16 protein-coding genes and 1 pseudogene are annotated in these 16,041 nt (G+C 34.9%); 8 read left to right on the top strand and 9 right to left on the bottom strand.

Features of this window, described 5'->3' with window-relative positions; all coding sequences use genetic code 11:
- The first annotated feature begins 8 nt into the window (after positions 1 to 8).
- Positions 9 to 1,016 (top strand): DUF3231 family protein, encoded by a 1,008-nt coding sequence (locus CDZ92_RS04725; RefSeq protein WP_176483713.1) that lies wholly within the window; start codon positions 9 to 11, stop codon positions 1,014 to 1,016.
- A gap of 154 nt (positions 1,017 to 1,170) precedes the next feature.
- Here the strand turns inward: CDZ92_RS04725 and CDZ92_RS04720 are convergent, their stop codons facing one another.
- Positions 1,171 to 1,971, bottom strand: a complete 801-nt coding sequence (locus tag CDZ92_RS04720) for a TerC family protein (protein WP_096153980.1) — start codon at positions 1,969 to 1,971, stop codon at positions 1,171 to 1,173.
- 1,156 nt (positions 1,972 to 3,127) lie between these two features.
- Here CDZ92_RS04720 and CDZ92_RS04715 point away from each other — a divergent pair.
- Entirely contained in the window at positions 3,128 to 4,360 is a 1,233-nt protein-coding gene (locus tag CDZ92_RS04715; protein ID WP_096153978.1) for a hemolysin family protein, read from the top strand.
- Positions 4,361 to 4,466: 106 nt separating this feature from the next.
- Here the strand turns inward: CDZ92_RS04715 and CDZ92_RS04710 are convergent, their stop codons facing one another.
- Positions 4,467 to 4,814, bottom strand: a complete 348-nt coding sequence (locus tag CDZ92_RS04710) for a hypothetical protein (protein WP_096153976.1) — start codon at positions 4,812 to 4,814, stop codon at positions 4,467 to 4,469.
- Between the two features lie 362 nt (positions 4,815 to 5,176).
- On the opposite strand from CDZ92_RS04710, the gene CDZ92_RS04705 reads away from it, so the two are divergent.
- Positions 5,177 to 5,527 (top strand): DUF2200 domain-containing protein, encoded by a 351-nt coding sequence (locus CDZ92_RS04705; protein WP_096153974.1) that lies wholly within the window; start codon positions 5,177 to 5,179, stop codon positions 5,525 to 5,527.
- An 80-nt stretch (positions 5,528 to 5,607) separates the two neighbouring features.
- The gene (locus CDZ92_RS19850) at positions 5,608 to 5,778 is read left to right on the top strand and encodes a hypothetical protein (protein WP_157842707.1); all 171 of its coding nucleotides are present in this window, start codon (positions 5,608 to 5,610) and stop codon (positions 5,776 to 5,778) included.
- 92 nt (positions 5,779 to 5,870) lie between these two features.
- Here CDZ92_RS19850 and CDZ92_RS04700 read toward each other — a convergent pair whose 3' ends face one another.
- Entirely contained in the window at positions 5,871 to 6,725 is an 855-nt protein-coding gene (locus tag CDZ92_RS04700; protein WP_096153972.1) for a dimethylarginine dimethylaminohydrolase family protein, read from the bottom strand.
- A 40-nt stretch (positions 6,726 to 6,765) separates the two neighbouring features.
- Positions 6,766 to 7,500, bottom strand: coding sequence for a YqcI/YcgG family protein (locus tag CDZ92_RS04695; RefSeq protein ID WP_096153970.1), 735 nt, complete (start codon positions 7,498 to 7,500; stop codon positions 6,766 to 6,768).
- A 218-nt stretch (positions 7,501 to 7,718) separates the two neighbouring features.
- Here CDZ92_RS04695 and CDZ92_RS04690 point away from each other — a divergent pair, with 218 nt between their 5' ends.
- Positions 7,719 to 8,468, top strand: a complete 750-nt coding sequence (locus tag CDZ92_RS04690) for an endonuclease/exonuclease/phosphatase family protein (RefSeq protein WP_096156914.1) — start codon at positions 7,719 to 7,721, stop codon at positions 8,466 to 8,468.
- Between the two features lie 96 nt (positions 8,469 to 8,564).
- Here the strand turns inward: CDZ92_RS04690 and CDZ92_RS04685 are convergent, their stop codons facing one another.
- The 3 genes from CDZ92_RS04685 to CDZ92_RS04675 form a co-directional block, all read right to left on the bottom strand.
- The gene (locus CDZ92_RS04685) at positions 8,565 to 8,960 is read right to left on the bottom strand and encodes a DUF6069 family protein (protein ID WP_096153968.1); all 396 of its coding nucleotides are present in this window, start codon (positions 8,958 to 8,960) and stop codon (positions 8,565 to 8,567) included.
- Positions 8,961 to 8,982: 22 nt separating this feature from the next.
- The gene (locus tag CDZ92_RS04680) at positions 8,983 to 9,849 is read right to left on the bottom strand and encodes an SDR family oxidoreductase (protein ID WP_096153967.1); all 867 of its coding nucleotides are present in this window, start codon (positions 9,847 to 9,849) and stop codon (positions 8,983 to 8,985) included.
- A 78-nt stretch (positions 9,850 to 9,927) separates the two neighbouring features.
- A complete protein-coding gene (locus CDZ92_RS04675) occupies positions 9,928 to 10,497 on the bottom strand; it encodes a TetR/AcrR family transcriptional regulator (protein WP_096153965.1) in 570 nt (189 codons plus the stop codon).
- Between the two features lie 1,522 nt (positions 10,498 to 12,019).
- On the opposite strand from CDZ92_RS04675, the gene CDZ92_RS04670 reads away from it, so the two are divergent.
- Both CDZ92_RS04670 and CDZ92_RS04665 read left to right on the top strand, forming a co-directional pair.
- Entirely contained in the window at positions 12,020 to 12,421 is a 402-nt protein-coding gene (locus CDZ92_RS04670) for a metallophosphoesterase (protein WP_096153963.1), read from the top strand.
- Between the two features lie 319 nt (positions 12,422 to 12,740).
- The gene (locus CDZ92_RS04665) at positions 12,741 to 13,760 is read left to right on the top strand and encodes an STAS domain-containing protein (protein WP_096153961.1); all 1,020 of its coding nucleotides are present in this window, start codon (positions 12,741 to 12,743) and stop codon (positions 13,758 to 13,760) included.
- 119 nt (positions 13,761 to 13,879) lie between these two features.
- Here CDZ92_RS04665 and CDZ92_RS04660 read toward each other — a convergent pair whose 3' ends face one another.
- The gene (locus tag CDZ92_RS04660) at positions 13,880 to 14,461 is read right to left on the bottom strand and encodes a CBO0543 family protein (RefSeq protein WP_096153960.1); all 582 of its coding nucleotides are present in this window, start codon (positions 14,459 to 14,461) and stop codon (positions 13,880 to 13,882) included.
- A 715-nt stretch (positions 14,462 to 15,176) separates the two neighbouring features.
- Here CDZ92_RS04660 and CDZ92_RS04655 point away from each other — a divergent pair.
- Positions 15,177 to 15,404: pseudogene (locus CDZ92_RS04655) on the top strand (TipAS antibiotic-recognition domain-containing protein); the annotation flags it as partial.
- A gap of 72 nt (positions 15,405 to 15,476) precedes the next feature.
- Here the strand turns inward: CDZ92_RS04655 and CDZ92_RS04650 are convergent.
- Positions 15,477 to 15,866, bottom strand: coding sequence for a VOC family protein (locus CDZ92_RS04650; RefSeq protein WP_096153956.1), 390 nt, complete (start codon positions 15,864 to 15,866; stop codon positions 15,477 to 15,479).
- Between the last annotated feature and the right edge of the window lie 175 nt (positions 15,867 to 16,041).

Raw genomic sequence — 16,041 nt, 5'->3', positions numbered from 1 at the left:
GGGAAGTTATGATGGATATAAAGCTATCTACTTCAGAAATCGCTCATCTATGGGGAACCTATATTAACGATAGTATGGCAAACTGTGTTCTCCAATATTTTTTATTGAATGTAGAAAATAATGATGTTAAAGGTCTATTACAATTTGCGCTAAATATCTCGCAAGACCATCTGCTTTTTTTGACTGATCTATTTGAAAAAAATAAGTTCCAAATACCTGTTGGTTTTCATAAACAGGATGTTAATAAAAATGCTTCAAGATTGTATTCAGATGAATTTTATCTTTATTATCTTAAAGGTATGGCCTTTATTGGTGGAAATGGATACAGCCTAGCCCTTGGAAACGCTGCTCGTAAAGATGTACGTAACTTCTATATCAAAGCCATTCAAAGTACTTCCCTACTATATGACAAAACTGTTGACGTTTTGTTAGAAAAGGGGCTTTTTGTAAGACCACCACAAATTAATATACCAACAAAAGTAGATTTTGTTACAGAAAAGAGCTTTCTTACAGGTTGGTTAGGAGCTAGAAGACCATTAACTTCAGTGGAGATTATGAATTTATCCTTCAACATTGAGCGTAATGATTTAGGACGTACCTTATTAACAGGGTTTCAACAGGTTGCTCAAGACAAAGATGTAAAAGAATTTTTATCAAAAGGAATTCAAATTGCTTCTAAACATGTTGAAGTATTTGGTTCGATATTAAGTGAATCTGGTATACCAACTCCAATGGTTTGGAACTCACTTGCTACTGAATCCACAGACTTTACCTTCTCTGATAAATTAATAATGTTCCATTCTGCCGCCTTGACTGCTGCTAGTACAAGTCATTATGGAACTAGTATTGGTACAAGTCCTAGGCGAGATATTGGCTTACATTATTCAAGATTATTCATGGAAGTCTTAAAATATGGGGAAGACGGAGCCAATATTATGATTAAAAATGGATGGCTAGAACAGCCACCTACCGCAACAAATCGTAAAGCTTTAAAGAATAAAAACTTAAAAAGTTAACTAAATTTGTAAAACTTTAAGTAGTGATTTTTTTCACTACCTTTTCGGTATTATAAAATATACCCCAGAACCAGTCTTTATGATTCCGGGGTAATTTATATGTTTTATTTCAAGTTCACCAAAAAATTAAAGTCCCTTATTAGTTGGTCAACCTTTATAGGCGTGTTGGTTGTGCAACATCTTGATTCACATTAGTACTAGCTATAGCTTTTGAATCCTTGGAAAAAATCCACCCAGCTACTCCTATTACTAAAAGCGTAGTCCAGAAGATTACTTTCCACGTTATACTCTTAGCAAAATCTTGTGAAATGATGGATAGTTCGGGGTGGGATAAAGCATACACTGCTAGTTTCACTCCAACCCATGCTACTACTACATAAGCGGTTGTTTCCAAACCTGGTCTTTTATCGAGTAAATCTACAAACTTACTGGCAGCAAATCTCATAATTAATAACCCTATGATTCCACCAGCTAAAACGATAGCAAAATGCCCGCCGTCTAGTCCTCCTATTTGAGGTAAGTTCGTTGTTGGAAGCGTAGCTGCTAATGCAACAGCAACAAGTATAGCGTCAACAGCAAATGCAATGTCAGCTAACTCTACTTTTAATACTGTAAGCCAAAAGCCAGATCCTTTTGACTCTTTTGCTTTTTTATTTAAATATTTTTTTAACACATGCTTTTTCATTAAGTGGTAAACTGCAATACCAATTAAGTAAGCCGCTCCTATTGCTTGAATTTGCCATATATGAATTAGGTAGGAAATAATGAACAAAGAACTGAAGCGGAATAGAAATGCACCAGCTAATCCATAAATCAATGCTTTTTTTCTTTGTTCTTTTGGCAAATGTTTCACCATTGTTGCTATTACTAGCGCATTATCTGCGGCTAATATCCCCTCTATTCCAATTAGAATTAGAAGTACCCATCCATATTCCATAATCAAAGCTGTGTCCAATTAAAGTTTCTCCTCCAAAAGAGTTATATTTTATTTTGTTTATAAGATTAACATGAATATTTTCAAAGATTTGTTTACCATGTTCTATTTTTGTATATACCACTATATTTCTCGGTGGTTGATTTATATCAAGTGTAATAATTGTTACTACGTACAACTTGCCAATGATTAATAACGCAAGCAAAATAAATAATTTTTTTCGCCTATCTACGTCCAATTATTTCTGTGTTCTCCTTTATATCTTAAATTTAAACTGTATTCACTATTTTTATGTTATTTAATAGTAAGTATCAGATCGTATTTCCCCTCCATTAATTGAATAGAACAATTATCTTGTCGATTGTTGTAGCTGTCAAAAGAGAATACTAGCAACAACAAATTCCCGAAAGAAAACAAAAAGACCTTCACCAATTAATTGGTAAAGGTCTATAAGCACCTATATTATACCTTTACCAGATTGGCAAAGGTCTCGCAAACAACTGTAATGTTGCCAGTTAAGCCGGCGACTAGAGTCGCGTAATGTCGACGTAACTGTAAGCTACTCCCCTTTGGAGTATTATAAGCTCACAAGGAGCGATAGCCTTAACTCTCAGACTATTAAATTAATAATATAATTATATTTTTAGGATGTCAACACTTTTTATATATGGCTACCCTGAAAATACATTATGGGTACTAAATATTGATTTCCAGCTGCAGGTGTTCGCTTTCCGCGGGCGGTCGCGGGAGCCTAACACCTGCAGCTGAAATCAATTGTGTAGGTAAAAACACGAATAATTTTCATTCTCCATGGTGCAAATATTTTCCTTGCATGGGTGTCTACCCTGAAAAGTTTATTTAGGGGTACTATCTGTTTATGTTCGCTACAGGTGCTTCAATTGCTACAAAAATGCTGAATGCAACAATAACTTTTCACTTATCAAGGGATGGTCGCATAAATAAAACAACAATTCTTTAACAAAGTTTTATAGGGCACTGGGACAGCAGTTTACCTTTCTAAGAAAAAATCGTTTCTTTAATTGCGGCTAGACTAAATCTTTTCAACAACAGTATAGCAAACTGAACCAAAGACTAGAATTGATTGCGATTATTATGATAATTATTATAATAATGATATACTTTATTAATTAAACTATAATAGCGGAGGTGCTAATTAGTGTTTATTGCACTAATTTTCTTTTTATTTATGTCTTTCTTTCTATCCGGAAGTGAGACTGCTTTAACAGCTGCGAACAAAATGAAAATTCAAACACGAGCTGAGAATAATGATAAAAATGCTCAAAAGCTACTAAAACTTATCTCAAAACCAGAAGAGTTTATTACAGGGATCCTTATAGGAAACAATATAGCTAACATTATGTTACCTACTCTTGTTACTATTATTGCACTCCAACATGAAATCCATATCGGTATCGCTACAGGTGTGCTGACTGTTGTTATAATTATTTTTGCGGAAGTGCTACCTAAATCAATCGCTGCAACGTTTTCTACTAAAATAGCATACTTTGTTGCACCAGTCATTAGTATTCTTATTATAATATTAAAGCCTCTTATTTTCTTACTATCACGATTTACACGACTTGTTATTGGTTTTCTATCAAAAGGAAAACAAGCAGAATTAAGTTTTTCTAAAGAAGAAATAAAAACGATGGTTGATATTGGACTAACAGAAGGAACTTTTGTAAAGGAAGAATCTCAACGAATAAAAGGGGCTATTGACTTTTATACGAAAGATGTACGAGATGCACTAAAGACCCCTCGAATGGATATTCATGGCCTATCATGTGACTTATCCTTTGAAGATTCAAGAAGTTTTGTAATGGATAGTAAATACACACGTTACCCTGTTTATAAAGATAATATGGACAACATCATTGGAGTGTTTCACGCAAAGCAACTACTTTCTTGGTCGTTTGATCCTTCTAAAGAAATAAAGGATTTTATGGATAGTGATCCACTGTTTATTACTGAATTTATGCCGATAGAAAGAGTATTTAAAATGATGTTGAAAGAAAAGAAACATTTAGCCATTGTTATCGATGAATATGGAGGAACAACTGGAATCATTACTCATGAAGATATTATTGAAGCCATGATTGGCCAAGAAATAGAAGATGAGACAGACGAGGCTGATGAGGTCCTTATCGTGGAGCTTACAGAAAATCATATCACATGTCATGGGAAAATTTCTATAAGTCGATTTAACGAAATTTTCAAGGCAAAAGTTCCTGAAGATTCAGATACACTGTCTGGTTTTATCTTTAGAGAGCTCGGACATATACCTGAAATAGGAGAAACACTTGAATACCAACACCTCCATTTTGAAATCAAAGAAATGAATGACAACATTTTGAAAGAAGTAACAGTTACTAAAAAATCTGTTCTCTAATAAGTCAAATATTTTTTATATATGAAGGGCCAATCCCCCACTCCGTTAAGCTTTTAACAGAGTGGGGAACTGGCCCATAATAAGACTAAAAAAGCAGAATGTACCATTAATAGTAAGGATGATACGGATACGGTTGCGGAAGAATATAAGGTAATAAGGCTAACGCAGCTAAAGAAGCTAGTGGAAAACGTTGACGTCTATATCGTCGGTACCTTCTTCTAGGCCGCCCGTAGCTACCATAATATTGTCTTGAATCCGTTTCATACTCACTTTCCTTCTCCATTACATCCTCGCCAGCTAAAACCGTGACATTATCCATGTCAACATTTTCTATTATGCCATCAAGAGCACTTCCATCTACCATAGTAATCGTAACATGATAAGACATGTATTTTTTACACTCATCATGTATATTCCTTAAGTTGCTTTGGTAATCATAACTTTCTTTATTCATATTTTATTTCAACTCCTCTAATACATGATATTCACCTAGAAGAAAGATGGTACACTGTACAAAGTAATTGATGTAAATTTTTGAACACTAATAATTGTTTTGAAAAGGTCCAGTCCCCCACTCCCATACACACTTTCTTCTTCATATTTCTATTAGTATCGTGCGCCAAGTGGTCAGAAACTGCGATTTTCTTATGTATCAAGGTGTCCCCCGATGCAAAAAAGCGCCGATAAACAAAAAATAATGTTGTTATTGTGGTAGATTAAACATACACATTTTTATTTATTTTCAGCGGTTTGTTCGATTGAACTCTACTATTTTTCATACTAAAATAAAGAGTTCTACATAAGGAGGAAAGTTTTATGACCAAACATAAGATTTATACAATGAGTTTCGCAAGTGTCTATCCGCATTATGTTACGAAAGCTGAGAAAAAAGGACGTACAAAAACGGAAGTCGATGAAATCATCCGTTGGTTGACCGGATATAGTCAGGAAGAGTTAGAAGCACAACTGGAAAAGCAGACAGCCTTTGAATCATTTTTTGCAGATGCGCCGCAACTAAATCCTTCGAGAACGTTAATTAAAGGTGTTGTCTGTGGTGTGAGGGTAGAAGACATTGAAGAGCCAACTATGAAGTTAATTCGCTATTTGGACAAACTAATTGATGAGTTAGCAAAAGGAAAAGCGATGGAGAAGATCTTAAGACAATAGTAATTATAGAAAGAAGATAGAGATATAGTTGGACAACATTTTTAAGACTGAAAAATTACTGTGATGAAGGAAAAGTAATATTGGCTGGTAAAACTGACAGAGTAGATGAAAAAGGATTTGAAATTGTTATTTTTAAAGAAGAAAACGATGAAAAAGCTGAAGTATTTAAAAATGATGATCCGGCAGTAAAGTATGGCATTATGACTGCTGAAGTTTTTCCTTATCGAATAGCACTTGGAATGAACGATTAAAACGGTGTCAGACCCCTAATGCACTAAGGGGTCTGACATTGCGATTCACGGCTGCATCAAGGTGTCTGACCCTTCAATGCATAACCCCGTCCCTATTCTCTCACCACAGGCAATGTGCAGCAACGAAATGATCCTCCAGATTTGATTATTTCCATAATGTCCACTTCAATTACATCATAGCCGCGCCTCTTTAGCTTACTGTTGATTTTTTTATTAATCGGCAAACTGAAGATTTTCTTGTTCCCAATGCTCAACATATTCGTGCCCATAGTAAATTGTTCTTCAGTTGTTACTTCTATTAACTCAAATCTTGCAGTAAGAATGTCGATTTCTTTTTGCGTAAAAGCTTCCGGAAAGTAAATGGCTTCTGTTGGAGAAATAATATTAAACACACAATCTAGGTGTAAATATTTTTCCTCAAATGGGAGCATCACCACTTCATGTTGCGGGAAAATTGCTTTTAGTTGTTCAATTGCTCGATGGTTTGTTCGATTACTAAGTCCAACATAAATGGTATGTCCATCAACGATAACGTCCCCACCTTCAATTTTGTCCCCTTTTAAATTGAAATAAGAAATATCATTTTCCTCTAACCAATCCTTTAACACTTGCTCTTCTCCTTGCCTTAGCTCATGTGCCATTTCTGCAACAAATATGACAGGACCATAAGTGAATCCGATATCTCGTGTGAATACTTGCTCCGGAAAATGTGATTGAGGGGTTAAGCGTATTACTTCTACACCGTTAGCCTCCATTGAATTGACAAAATTTTGGTGTTGAATTTTGGCTAATTCGGTATGAATTCCAACATGTTTATATTTTTTCTGCGTTTCGTTAATTACGTCTCGAATCTCCATAAACTCTGGCTCACAAACAATAACTTGCCTTAACACATCATATTCGCTTCTGACTAAAGGTTTTAGTGCGGTTTTCGCTAGTGTGGACATTCGTTCATCAATCCCCCATTACATTAATTTTCATCACAGTTTAGTTATCTTTATGATGGAATGGACATTTTCCTTTAATCGGTTCACTGTCGTCACCAATGAAAAATTGCTTCCACTCATTATGTTCTGGATCACCATAGTGCGAAATGTCAGGATGCTTCGGAAGGTTGTCCCATTTTTCCACGCGCTCTCTCACTTTTTCACGAGACATTATTCCACCCTTTTCTGTCCCTTCAAGTCCGTCGAAGATTTTTCGTGGCTGAAACCCCATAACAAGTCCTTTACCTAAATTTCTCGTTTTTCTTTGTTTATAAGCAGGGGCATTTCCAAAAATAAAGATAGGTTCCCCATCAAAATGAAAATCCCATAAAAAGTGATCAGGGTCCTTCGGCTTTTCTACCGGCCACTCCTTCTTATCGTTTTCATGTAAGTTTTGTAGAATATCCCAAAACTTTTTACGATAATGTTCTATATCGCCTTCTTCTTCTTCCGGTTCCACAAAAACAAAAAGGCCATGTCGAACATATGGTGGCTCCTTAAACAGCTTTAAAAAGTCCTCTACCGCTTTCGGCAAATTGGACCAATCATCTTTCGAAAGGTATGCATAACGTAGCTCGCCTTTTTTCTCCGCAGTCATTCCAAAATAGCAAGGAAAAGTCTTCATCGTTACAATGTCACGGAATATCTTGTACTCTTCAATTACCCACTCTGGAACTATTTCTGGATTTGTCATGTCTTCTTTTGTTAAAAGCGCTTTTTTCATTTTCGTTTGCATTCACTTTTCCCCTTTGTATAGTAATCTATATCTTGAGTTACCCATTAATAGATTACTCGAAACCATTTTACAAATATTAGGACTTAACTTTTCCGTCGTGGTTTTCGCCTTTGAACAGTTTTCAAAAAAGGAGAGGATAAAACTGTTCCTATTTTAGTAAAATAAGGATGCTTCTTATATATTCCATTTTCAGAAAAGAAAAGAGTGAAGCAACTTCAATGAGAGTTTTAACATTTAACATTCATCACGGGAAAGGTATGGATAGAAAATTAGATTTAAGTAGAATTAAAGACGTTATACAGTCATCACAAGCAGATATTATAGGATTGAACGAAGTGGATCAAGCATTTTCTAAGCGGAGCCAATTTGTGAATCAAGCTATGTGGCTTGCAGATGAGTTAAATATGAATTATAGATTTGGTTCAACGATATCTATTCAAAAAAAGAAAAATTCCACGGCAAGGGAATACGGGAATGCCCTTTTAACGCGTTTTCCTATTGTTAGTAGTCGTAACCATAAGTTTGATTTTTTACCTCGACTTGTCGAGGACAGAGGGCTATTAGAAGTGGATGTACAAGTAAACAACAGCGCTTTATCTTGCTTTGTAACACATTTAAGCTTCACTCCTTTACAACATCTAAAACAATCTACTTATATAATAGAAGAAGTTAAGAAAAAGAGAAATCCAACTATCGTCATGGGCGATTGGAACATGAAACCATATTCCGCGAGCTGGCGAGAAGTTTCGAGCTATTTAATAGACGTAAACAATGGACAAGGGCACAACCATACATTCCCCTCTAATAGACCTTTTATGAAACTAGATTATATTTTCGTTAGTAAGGAGCTAAAGGTTGTAAGTGCAAAAGCCTTAAAGACAGATATACTAGCTTCCGATCATTTGCCTTATTTAGCGGAGATTGAGATTAAGAATAAAAAAAGTACACCATGGGTTCAGACACAGTGAGTCACTGATAAAGGTGTCTGATCCAAGGGGCTCAAATCAACGGTTTATATTGGCAACTATCTCTGTTCCCATGTCAAATTCCAAAACCAGTTATCCTTATTTTTTTACAAACTTCGGTATTAAATATAGAGCAAAACCGCTGACAAAAACGTGCATCACATGAGCCGTTATTTTGTATGCATCTGCCAAATCCGCTTCGGCTGTGTACGTATTGAATAGGAAACCCATTAGGACAATTACGGTAAACCATCTTACAGGTTTTTTTGTGAATTTTTGCAGTATATAAAAGATAATGGTTCCAACAAATACAGCCACCACTGTTGCGAACGTAATAAAAACAATATATAGTGTGTCCCTATTTTGACCGATAAGGCCAATGTCGTGACCAACTAATATACCGAATAGGATAAAGATAATGTTCACAATTGCTCCAATAATTAATGCTGCAAGTAAACCTGCTTTCAAATATGATTTAAATTTATTCTTATACATTATAAATACTCCCTCTCTAAAATTATTTATTCCAAGCGTTCTGAAAATCTATTGCATATTGCTCAAAGGAAATGGGCTCCCGCTTCAAAATTTTCTTAACATCGTCGGTGATTTTCTTTGCAGACCCAAATCGTGTTATAACATAGAGCATCGTCATGATGTTAGCAAACTCTTTTTTTATCCCCCTATGAATTAAGGTTTTTCGGAATACCAATATGCTTGGATTTTTGTATTCTATTTTTCTACCTAAAGTTTTTGATAGAATCTCTGCAATCTCATGGTAATCCAACGCTTTAGCACCTGTTAATGTGTATGCATTGTTACAATGCCCATTCTCTGTCAAACAAACGGCAGCTACATCTGCAATGTCTCTTGTGTCAATAAAACTTGTTTTCGCTTTTCCTACTGGCATATACAACTCATTTCTTAAAGCGATATCTTCTAGATGCGTCGTGTTTAAGTTTTGCATAAAAAAAGAAGGGCGTAAAAACGTGTGATTAATTCCTGATTCTCGAATTAAATTCTCTATCTTTCTATGAGGTACAATAGGGTTTTTTTCTACTCCCATGAGAGAAACAAAAACAATATGTTCTACCCCCTTTTCCTTTGCCATCGTAAGAAATGGTTTCATGTCTTTTGTTGGATTCGCGAGTTGTGGAGGGCGAATGAGAAAAACCTTTTTCACATGATCCAGCGCTCCGTCAAAGGTGAATGGATCAAGAAAATCAAATTTAACTGGCTCAACCTTAATGTTCTTAAATCTATCGCCAGCTTTATCTGTTTGGAAAAACGCTATCTTCACCCTTTCTCCTTTATCAGCAAGAGCATGGGCCACATAATAACCGATATTTCCTGTTGCACCAGTAACTAAAATTTTCGATTTACTCATGATTTTCCCTCCTGCATTTTTTATAGACCAGTCTATATATATTATGCAAAAGCTCATAACATGAATAAGTTTCGAGCATTATTTTTGTAAGATGTTTGGTATGTATTTTGCTATTAGTCGCAATGGATCGCCGTTCTTTCTTGTCAACACATTAATAAATGCACCTTCAATCAATGCATTTATAACTAATGCCGCTTCCTTCGCTTCACTTTCCTCATATCCCGCTTTTATCAGTTTAGAAGCGAAAATTTCGTGCCATTTATCATATGCTTTTTTACAAGTCTCTCGTAACACTTCACTCGTATTTGCCGTTTCTAGTGCGACAGCTGCCACAGGAATTCCTATCTTTTTGTCGTTTTCTTCAAAAGCATTGGCTAATTTCAGAATAAATGTTTGGATGGCTTTAATCGGTTCATCCTCAGACATAAGGCCTTCTTTAATCTGAAATGCCACATTTTCCGTTGTATTTTCTATTGCTACACATGCAAGCTGTTCCTTTCCCTCTGGAAAGTAATAATAAAGAGAGCCTTTAGGAGAACCACTTTCTTTTGTTATCTGGTTCAAACCTGTTGCATGATAGCCCTGTTCTTGAAACAATCTAGAAGCTGTTTCGATAATTTTTTCTTTAGAAGACTTTTTCTCTGTCATAACACTTACCTCACTTTTATAACAACTGGTCTATATATAATTTAATACATGCATCTTTAGATTGTCAAATGTGATTTTGGGGATCTGAAGTTACTAACGATTCTTTCGATTCGAATAACTGCCAAATCGAAAATAAAGACCAGTGACAGGTGCTTTTTGGACACCCTATCTATACTTTTTTCTTCTATCGGTACTTTTTGATTGGATATGGATACTTTTTTTCTACTCCAATGGATACTTTTTTTCGTTCTATAGGTACTTTTTGGACTCCTATCTATACTTTTTTCTTCTATCGGTACTTTTTGATTGGCTATGGATACTTTTCTCTACTCCAATGGATACTTTTTTTCGTTCTATAGCTACTTTTTGGACTCCTATCTATACTTTTAACTTCTATCGGTACTTTTTGATTGGCTATGGATACTTTTTCCTACTCCAATAGATACTTTTTATCGTTCTATAGGTACTTTTTGGACTCCTATCTATACTTTTAACCTCTATCGGTACTTTTTGATTGGCTATGGATACTTTTTTCTACTCCAATGGATACTTTTTTTCGTTTTATAGCTACTTTTTGGACTCCTTTCTATACTTTTAACCTCTATCGGTACTTTTGGTTGGGCTATGGATACTTTTTTCTACTCCAATGGATACTTTTTTTCGTTCTATAGGTACTTTTTGGACTCCTATCTATACTTTTAACCTCTATCGGTACTTTTGGTTGGGCTATGGATACTTTTTTATACTACAATGGATACTTTTTTTCGTTCTATAGGTACTTTTTGGACTCCTATCTATACTTTTAACCTCTATCGGTACTTTTGGTTGGGCTATGGACCTTTTCTTGTTTTAACTAGTTTGGGTTCAATGTAAGTTGTATATAGGGACTAATAAATGTAAGTGTACTTTATCTTCAGGCAACTCCGAAAGGATTTTTATTACTTCCTGCTTCCTCTTGGATATCTTTAGGTAATAACCAGTTAATATTGTAGACAAAGTATATTATTTGATCATCGTCTTTCAACATATATCTTTGTTTTTACTCACCACAAACTTTCATCCTTCTCACTTAACTTAATAATAAACGGAAAAATGACTATGAAAATAAGACTTAAAAATCCTAACGTCATTGTCCGCTGCGTTACAAACAGAAAAACCTAACTAAATGACTTTCAAAAATAGAAGCTCCTACAATAACAGTTAAGAAAATCAAACCAAACTTCGCCACAAACTTCGTATAAGCTATGGCCATATCAGATTACTCCGGCTCCCCTTTGTACTGCCATTTCTGCCCGAATTTCATACTATCCTCCGGATCAAGATACGCCCAAATCAGCACCGCATATAACGGCAACAATAGAATAATAGTTAATCGTTGTTTCTGTTGTCACAATAGAATTATTTTGAAAATATAGGAAAAAATAAAGATGAAAATAGCCAGTAAGCATAAGGTTAACTTTCTTATGAGTTTCTTCTTCATGTAATCATCATCTCTTATATAGGTAATTGTAGTAATAGTCAAATGCATATAGTTGGAATTGATGAACCTGCCAAAACAAATGACAGTTATGGTGAGTCAGGAATTATTAAGGAAGCTTTAGAAGATACGTTAGACGGACTCGATCATGATAGTTTCAAAATACTACTGTCCCATCGACCTGAATTTTTTTCTTTAGATGTCCAGTATAGTTTGGAACTCGTTTTATCAGGCAATGCCCACGGTGGACAAGTTAGAATCCCATTCGTAGGTGGATTAGTCGCTCCTAATCACGGGTTCTTTCCGAAATATACAGCAGGTACACATACTAAAGATAACACCGTCATGATTGTCAACAGAGGGCTCGGTAATAGCATCATACCGTTTAGAATTTTTAATAGACCAGAAATAATAGAAATTCAGTTAGAGTTATTAAAGAGTGAATAGTGTATCGAGGGGTCAGACACCGCAATTCAATAATGCCTCAAAGGGTCTGTCTCCTCGGTGCACTTCGTGACACATAAACCACTTTTATAGACATGTTTTTATTTAATCCTTTATAATGAGGTTATCCATCTACATGAGTCCGTTTCATAAAGAATCATTACTACACGAAAAACGAATTTTAAGGCTCTATTCACTTGTGAAGACTCTCAAAGATGAACATACTATGTTTTTTAGAGAAGATAATTCGTTTTTCACTAAAAGAACCGTAATTATGAAATCGATTCAAATATAAAGAATTTTATACGAGGGGGAAAATAGCATGGCGGATAAGACAAGTATAAAAATCGAAGGAACTGAATTTAAATGGGATGTAGAAAAAGGAGAATTTCTTTTTGAAGAAAGAGATTCTGTTCTTTTTTGGATAACAACAGCAATGAAAACGTTCTTTGATACCATAGAGGAAATCTCAGGTGAAGAATCATCCAATTTAGTTTTTGAAGCAACAGGATTTCGCCAAGGACTTGTTGTTGGTGAATTTTTTGAGAAAATGAAGCAAGTTAGTGTTGCAGAAGCAGCGGAAGCCATTGCAAGTACATATGCAGCTGCAGGGTGGGGACGTACTACAATTGAAAACTTAGATTTTGACGCTAAAACAGTTACCGTGCTATTAAAAGATAGTTGGGAGCACAAATTAAATGTGGCTCAAGGTAAAACAACTGGTGGAAACTTTCTTCCTGCGCACTTTGCAGGCGTATTTTCCGGATTATTTAATAAGAATATTTGGTATAAAGTAATAAAATACCAGGTGGAAGGTAATGAACATACGGTTATTAATTACTTTCCATCTGATATTACAGTTACAGAAAATATACACCAACTAGCAAGAAAAAAAGAATCGGAACAAATCGTTAAATTAGAAAGCATGGTTAATGACAAAACGAGAGAACTACAGGAACTTGTTAAACAAATTTCCTCTCCTATCATCCCAGTACTGGAAGGAATTGTTGTTGTTCCATTAGTAGGGAAATATGATTTAGAACGTTCGGAAGAATTAGTTGAAAAAACATTAAATAACCTCCCTTCATACAAAGCAAATTATTTAATATTGGATTTAACAGGTATAGATCGAAATATTTGTGAAAACACAACTAGCTTTATTGAAAAAATATGCCTAGCTTCTAAATTAATCGGAACAGATGTAATCCTCGTAGGAATCTCTTCCGAACTGAGTATGTCTATTTCTAAGTCAAACATTGATTTCTCGAAATTTTATTTCTTCCAAACGTTGCAACACGGCATTCAATACGCACTAGCCAAAATGGGAAGACAGCTTGTGTAAAATTAATTGTGTGACAGTATAAAATAATTTAGCATTAGAAATAAACTCCCTGTCTAATTAGACTTGGGAGTTTTTTACTTTATGAACCATGGGGTCAGACACCACAATTCACTTATACATCAAAGGGTATGTCCTTTCGATGCACTTTTCTGAAGCTTTAGAAACAAGTTTGTAATCAACTTAGAAATTACAAAAAAACCTACGTAGAATAAGAACAAATAAAAGTAGTTTACAAACTCAAACATTCTAAAGAAATTGTGGCTTACTAGTATAGGTTTTAATATAAATGCAAAAACAGCTGATAATAAAGTAGAGTACAAATAAAAATTCTTTTTATGATTAATCGTCCATTGATATATGAGCATATAAGCAACCGGTACTAGCGAGGCATCTAAAGCAAAACTAGGTAAAATCGGGAGAATTTCGTATGGGTACTCCCACAATCCCATTCTAATCCCTGCTGAATTCGTATAAGCGAACCAAATGTGATAATTTAACCCATAAAACCCAAGTAGAAGCATTTTGCTCCTATCTATTTTAATAAATAGGACAATCAGTGGAACAATTAACATTGTTGCAACAACCCAAAATTGCCAATCATCGAACCAGGAGTACAATTTCCAATATTCTACTGCCATTTTAGAGATACTTTCCTTAGCATCCCGAATAGTTTGTAGCATTTTTTCTTGTTTTTCATTCATGTTTCATTATCACACCTTTTTCGTTTGATACCTCCTTATATTTCCCAGATAAAGCTTGCTTAACCATGGATTTGTAATCAATTAACAAGTAGTATTTTTGCTTGCTCATAAAACAGAAAAATAGCCATTATCAAGATAAAACGGACCAAGGTGTCAGACACCAAGATTCTACTTTTATATTAAATGAAGTTCCTCTGCAAACATTTTTTTATGCCAAATGAACTTCATCGGCCTTATGAAGTTCATCTACTATCATTTTTTTATCACGATTGAACTTCATTGGCCTTATGAAGTTCATCTACTATCATTTTTTTATCACGATTGAACTTCATTGGCCTTATGAAGTTCATCTGCAAACATTTTTTTATGCCAAATGAACTTCATCGGCCTTATGAAGTTCATCTACTGTCATTTTTTTATCACGATTGAACTTCATCGGCCTTATGAAGTTCAACTACTATCATTTTTTTATCACGATTGAACTTCATTGGCCTTATGAAGTTCAGCTATAAACAAACTTTTATGTCAGTTGAACCTCAAGACTTATTTTCGTTTCAACAATAGTGACACCATTATTAACTGATTCAGTAAGTGATACTTTTACGTACTCTGGCCCTTAGACGCAGTTATTTAAAATTACCTATTTACATTAACGCAACGTTAAGGTGTAAAGTAAAGTTTAGGTAGAAGGTGAAAAGATAGAATATACCGTTAAGCTTTTAAAACGGGTGATCCTTCGAGTGATCTTGCACAAAAAGCAGCTGATTTGCATAAAAGATGGCTAACATTCTACTGGTCTGAATACAGTAAAGAGGCTCATGCTGGTGTTGTCCGGATTTATGTAGATGACGAAAGATTTAAAGCCAACTATGATAAAGATCAGGAGGGGGTCGCTGAATTTTTAAGAGATGCTATTCATGTCTATACAGGATTTAAAAATTAAGTGCGGTGCCATCCCCAAATACGTCGGGATGCCACCTTTTCTTAACGCACCAAGGGGGTCAGACACCAAGATTTATTGATGCATCGAGGGGTCTGTCCCTTCGACGTCAAATTGTAGATATTCTAAGACATTTCCGAATGGATCTCGAAAACTAATATATTTTCCTGGAGGACATTTAGTAGGCTCATCCAAAATGAAATCAACTTTATGTTCTTTTAACATTTTTACTGTGTGTTCAATATCCTCTGTTTTTAATCCTAAAACTACTCCTGTAGCATTGCTATTTGCATTGTATGAAAATTTTTCCGATTCCTCTAAAACTATTGGTAGATTTCCGTTAACGAGTGTTACAATCTTATCCCCATATTGTTTATTTACTTCGAAGCCTAAAACTGTAGTATAAAAATCAATAGCCTTCTGAATATTAGGTACATAAATACCAATAACACATACTTGGCTCAAATTGTTTCCTCCTTTAATTTCTCGCTTATTTATATTAAATATTCTCTTTAAAAACAAAATCACCTGCTAAAAATTGTAATTCCTTTCACAACATGAAGGTACCTCCCCCCCTGGCTAATACTTTAAACACACTGGGGCTCAGGCACCTAATATTGCAAGAGAATAGGACCTTTAC

It is taken from the genome of Bacillus sp. FJAT-45066, assembly GCF_002335755.1.
GTDB classification, from domain to species: domain Bacteria; phylum Bacillota; class Bacilli; order Bacillales; family Bacillaceae_I; genus Bacillus_CD; species Bacillus_CD alkalisoli.
Note: the sequence above shows the minus strand (reverse complement) of the source record. Positions and strands in the feature narration are given on the sequence as shown.

Excerpts from the sequence above, each read along its gene's own strand:
- CDZ92_RS04725 (WP_176483713.1), top strand. The coding sequence starts at position 9 with ATGATGGATATAAAGCTATCTACTTCAGAAATCGCTCATCTATGGGGA.
- CDZ92_RS04710 (WP_096153976.1), bottom strand. The coding sequence starts at position 4,814 with ATGAATAAAGAAAGTTATGATTACCAAAGCAACTTAAGGAATATACAT.
- CDZ92_RS04705 (WP_096153974.1), top strand. The coding sequence starts at position 5,177 with ATGACCAAACATAAGATTTATACAATGAGTTTCGCAAGTGTCTATCCG.
- CDZ92_RS04700 (WP_096153972.1), bottom strand. The coding sequence starts at position 6,725 with ATGTCCACACTAGCGAAAACCGCACTAAAACCTTTAGTCAGAAGCGAA.
- CDZ92_RS04695 (WP_096153970.1), bottom strand. The coding sequence starts at position 7,500 with ATGCAAACGAAAATGAAAAAAGCGCTTTTAACAAAAGAAGACATGACA.
- CDZ92_RS04690 (WP_096156914.1), top strand. The coding sequence starts at position 7,719 with ATGAGAGTTTTAACATTTAACATTCATCACGGGAAAGGTATGGATAGA.
- CDZ92_RS04685 (WP_096153968.1), bottom strand. The coding sequence starts at position 8,960 with ATGTATAAGAATAAATTTAAATCATATTTGAAAGCAGGTTTACTTGCA.
- CDZ92_RS04680 (WP_096153967.1), bottom strand. The coding sequence starts at position 9,849 with ATGAGTAAATCGAAAATTTTAGTTACTGGTGCAACAGGAAATATCGGT.
- CDZ92_RS04675 (WP_096153965.1), bottom strand. The coding sequence starts at position 10,497 with ATGACAGAGAAAAAGTCTTCTAAAGAAAAAATTATCGAAACAGCTTCT.
- CDZ92_RS04670 (WP_096153963.1), top strand. The coding sequence starts at position 12,020 with ATGCATATAGTTGGAATTGATGAACCTGCCAAAACAAATGACAGTTAT.
- CDZ92_RS04665 (WP_096153961.1), top strand. The coding sequence starts at position 12,741 with ATGGCGGATAAGACAAGTATAAAAATCGAAGGAACTGAATTTAAATGG.
- CDZ92_RS04660 (WP_096153960.1), bottom strand. The coding sequence starts at position 14,461 with ATGAATGAAAAACAAGAAAAAATGCTACAAACTATTCGGGATGCTAAG.